Genomic DNA, 4,503 nt, shown 5'->3' on the forward strand with positions numbered 1-4,503 from the left:
TATCTGGTTTCGCTTTGAAAGCCATGCCGAGCACGACTGCGACGTAATGGTGATAAGCGATTACGAACAAGGTTATGACCAAGTTGCCCATATTAATTACAAATTACCCAGCGGCACCTTGGACGGTGGCACTGAAAGCGTTTGGGATATTAGCATGCACAGCCAAACGGTGGCATCATCGGTTAAAGTGAAAGATTACAACTACCGTGATGCCAAAGCCAACTTACTTGGCGAGGTCAATAGCCAACCCGATGACCACACCACTAACGGCACCGACTACCGTTATGGCGAGCACTATCAATATGCAGGTAGTGCCAGTGTCAGTTCAGGTAGTCAAAAAAATAGCCCCAACAAAATTTATAAAAATATTCAAAGTGAGCAAAATGGGGGGATGAGCGAGAATAACGATGATGCACAAAATAATGATTACCACCTTAATAGCACCCCAGAAAGTGGCAATTGGTACGCACGTATTCGCCATGAACAAGCAATCAGTGAACAAATAATTATCCGAGGCAAAAGCAACCGTTATAACCTTGCTCCTGGGCAACTCATTAGCCTTAATGGCGCCCCGCTGATTGATATTGATGAAGGCATTATTATTTTAAGTGTTACGGGCAGCGGCAGCCGCACTGATGCTTACCAGCTCAGTTTTACTGCGATACCTTTTAAGGTATTAAAACCGTATCGCCCAGCGCCCCTTGCTTGGCCACAAGTCAGTGGCACCTTACCGGCACGGGTCACCAGTCCCGATAATGACACCTATGGCTATATTGATACCCAAGGGCGCTACCGGGTTAAATTTAACTTTGACTTAACAGATTGGAAAAATGGCGAAGAAAGCTTATGGATAAGGTTAGCCAAACCCTATGCCGGCAGTGAATACGGTTTTCACTTTCCACTGATTGACGGTACTGAAGTAGCAATAGCTTTTATGCAAGGCAACCCTGACAGACCGTATATTGCCCATGCAATGCACGACAGTGCTCACCCAGACCCTGTCACCGCCATTAACAAACACCGCAATGTGATACGCACCCCAGCGAATAATAAATTACGCATGGACGACAAACGGGGGCAAGAGCACATCAAACTCGCCACCGAATACGGCAAAACCCAACTGAATTTAGGTCACTTAGTTGACCAAAGTAAAGCGCAGCGTGGCGAAGGCTTTGAGCTAAGAACCGACGAATGGGGCGCCATAGCAGCTGCACGGGGATTATACTTAACCACCCAAACCGAGCCGAAAGCGCAAGGCAAACAGCTCGACATGCAAGCCGCCATTACCCAGCTTGAAAATGCGCTATCCATTGCCAAAGCACTACAAAATGCCGCTACTCAGTCTGAAGCCCACGGTGCAGACACTGACAGCCAAGAACAACTTAACAAAACATTAAGCCAACTGACCCAAAGCGGCATACTTGCCTATGCCCAAGAAGGCATTGCCTTAACCAGTCCACAAAACATTCAACTCTCCACCGGCAACAGCGTTACTTTAACCAGTGAAAACCAAACTGACATTGCCGCCTTAAAAAACCTTACCCTCTCATCGGGCGAAGCGATGGGCTTATTTGCCCACAAATCAGGCATGAAACTCTTTGCCAACCAAGGCGATATTGTGGTGCAAGCCCAAAACGCCAACCTCAACATGGCCGCCAAGCAGGATATAAAAATTGACAGTGTCGATGGTGAGCTAATCATAACCGCCAGTGAAAAAATCACCTTAATGTGTGGCGGTTCATATATAAAAATCAGCAGTGAAGGCATTGAACTGGGCACCCAAGATAATGTTTATCTGAAGTGTAATGTGATGCAGAAGATGGGGGTGGCACAAAAAGATAGATTCGAAATAGCACTGCCTGAAGCAATTGAAACTAACTTTTCACCAAATAAACCGAATAAAAATGATAAGTATAGCTTAATGTACCTTATGGTTAATGATGAAGGTGAGCCATATAAAAATATTGAATATTTAGCGTTTATGGAAGATGGTTCAGTCAAACGAGGGAAAACAGATGATAAAGGCTATACAGAAAGGTTTTATACAAAAAAAGAAGAAAAAATTGCTGTCCGTTTAGTATTAAGTAAAACAAGCAATGGGGAACTTATCAACCAATAAAAAATTGCATAAAAATCATTAATAATTAATATGATACATTTTTAAATACAATGATAACATAATGGATGAAAATTTAATGACAGTATACAATATATTTACAAGCATAGAGACAAAAACCAATCATGAATATATTATTTATGAAATGGAATTATATAAAATGGACGACAAAGGTAATAAAATTTATGCTTTAGAATCAACAGGTAAACAGCCGTTACAAGCTGATAAGAAAACATTAATTCACCAATCGTTAGATATTTCAGATCCCGAAAATACCTCTTATATATTAGAACTAAATCTTTATCATAAACATAAATTAGCTAAAGAGGATTATACAGTATTAGAAGAACCTATGACAGCAATTATCCCACTTAAGGGATTTATTATCTTGGACAAAAAGTGGGGGCTATCAAGGGAATTTAAGTACAATGAAACAGTCAAAGAAACACAATCTGGCACATCATCTATATTTCAAGTGACAATCACATCAAAGCCAAGAGTTTTTGAAGTTAAAGAACATCCGGTTGGTGACCCAATGGATCCGTTTACCAAAGCTAAAATAGAAAGAGCTTTGCAATTAAGATTAGCCAAATACAATTTTCCTAATCAAGGTGATGCCAGTTTATGTGGACCTGCAGCTTTTTTTTATTGCTTATTGATGGATAGACCAGACTTATATAAACAGATTGTCAAAGAACTTTGGGAATCAGGTAAAACTAAAATTGGCACATTAAAAATAAAGTCTGGTTATGATTGTCGCCATCCTACAAATTTTTTTAAAAATGATTCAACAGGGTATACCCCAAAAGTTTCGTGCATAGATTGGATTACCTTGGCAAGTTTAAGGGGTTCAGAAAACAGTGTTTTTGATTATGATTCGCCTGATGATAAATTCTCAGGTATTACAACTGCAGGAAACCTTAAAACATGGTTTGAAAAGTCTGGTGCTAAAATTTTATACAGCATCAATACAAGTTTAATGAAACAGATCAGCGGACCGCATTTAACTTTACAAGATTTATGTCGTTTAAATTCTTATATTAGCCCTGATACACATGTTGTTGTATTAATAGCAGCAAAAATGATTAATAATCAGAATATCTTAACAACTAAAAACCACTGGATAGTTTGGACAGATAAATTAAAATTACACAATGGTCTGGAAATAACAGAACAAACAGCAATAACTGAAAAGGTTCAACTTGAACTATTTTCATGGGGCGAGGTATACAACCAGTTGGATTCAGGCAGAACTTTGGGAGAAGTTATGCAATACTCCTTCGCAGCTATGGTGGTAAGTAAAATTCCTTAAATAAAAAATATATGGCAACAAGATAAATGGTAAAGTGTTTAAGACATACTTATTTTTAATAAAAATTCAATTAATCGCAATAAACTATATGAAAAAATCACGATATTATTTAATTTTAATTATTAACTTATTTTTAGTTTTTTCGCTTATGGGATGTTTTTGTAGACAAGAAATTGAAGTACTACCAAAATCTTTGCCCAATGCCACTTTTGGTATACCTTATTATGCTGAAATAAATATTAAAGGTGGTGAAGTTCGCAGTGATTCCTATCATATTAAACCAGAAAATTCAGGGTTAGAAGTATCCGCCAACCTCAACATGGCCGCCAAGCAGGATATAAAAATTGACAGTGTCGATGGTGAGCTCACTGTCACCGCAAGCGAACAGCTTACGTTAATGTGTGGCGGCTCATACATAAAAATCAGCGAAGAAGGCATTGAACTGGGCACCCAAGATAATGTTTATCTGAAGTGTAATGTCATGCAAAAGATGGGCGCGGCGAGTAATGATTTATCCGCAAAGCTAAATAACAATGATTCGGAACTCGAAATGTTATTAAGAAAACATGTATCGTTCAATTCAAAAAGCTTTTCGGAATAATTTGTAAGGAAGTAACACAATGACTATAAAAAAAATAACCGACTTTAACTTTCCCGTTGGCGAAAAACAATTAAGTCAAGATGCCTATTATAAAGCCTTATCAGAAGCAAACAGTGGCTTTTATCCCTTTGGTGCCAATGGCATATGGCATGGTGGTATCCATATTGACAAAAAGGTATTGAAAGAAATCAAAGAGGAAGCGAAGCTGCGTTGTATGGCTGATGGTGAAGTGATAGCTTATCGAGTGAATGATGTTTATCCTAAAATTGTGTATCAGGACAATGTTGAACTAAAACTGCCTTATAAGGAACAACAAAAAGTTGCTTATTTCTCAACAGGGTTTACCTTAGTCAGGCACCTGTTACAAATGCCCAAAATTGCTAATTCAACCGACACACCACCATCAATAACGTTATACAGTTTATATATGCATCAGTTAGATTGGTATGGTTATCAGCAAAAGAAACAGGAAGG

General features: G+C 38.6%; 3 protein-coding genes and 1 pseudogene. All 4 read left to right on the forward strand.

What is annotated here, in order from left to right; all coding sequences use genetic code 11:
* Nucleotides 1–2,119: DUF2345 domain-containing protein (locus A9G36_RS06525; RefSeq protein ID WP_065585535.1), on the forward strand; the 2,119-nt coding region annotated here is incomplete at its 5' end.
* Between the two features lie 61 nt (nucleotides 2,120–2,180).
* Nucleotides 2,181–3,428: a hypothetical protein gene (locus A9G36_RS09890; RefSeq protein ID WP_081295250.1), complete on the forward strand. Its 1,248-nt coding sequence runs from the start codon at nucleotides 2,181–2,183 to the stop codon at nucleotides 3,426–3,428.
* Nucleotides 3,429–3,516: 88 nt separating this feature from the next.
* Nucleotides 3,517–4,029 carry a DUF2345 domain-containing protein gene (locus A9G36_RS06535; RefSeq protein WP_065585536.1) on the forward strand — a complete coding sequence of 171 codons (513 nt, stop codon included), beginning with the start codon at nucleotides 3,517–3,519 and terminating at the stop codon, nucleotides 4,027–4,029.
* Between the two features lie 19 nt (nucleotides 4,030–4,048).
* Nucleotides 4,049–4,503, forward strand: a pseudogene (locus A9G36_RS06540) (hypothetical protein); the annotation flags it as partial.

This window comes from Gilliamella sp. Choc6-1, assembly GCF_001690385.1.
GTDB classification, from domain to species: Bacteria; Pseudomonadota; Gammaproteobacteria; order Enterobacterales; family Orbaceae; genus Gilliamella; species Gilliamella apicola_A.

What these genes read in the sequence shown, in the direction of transcription:
- A9G36_RS09890 (WP_081295250.1), top strand. Translation starts at nt 2,181, where the DNA reads ATGGATGAAAATTTAATGACAGTATACAATATATTTACAAGCATAGAG.
- A9G36_RS06535 (WP_065585536.1), top strand. Translation starts at nt 3,517, where the DNA reads ATGAAAAAATCACGATATTATTTAATTTTAATTATTAACTTATTTTTA.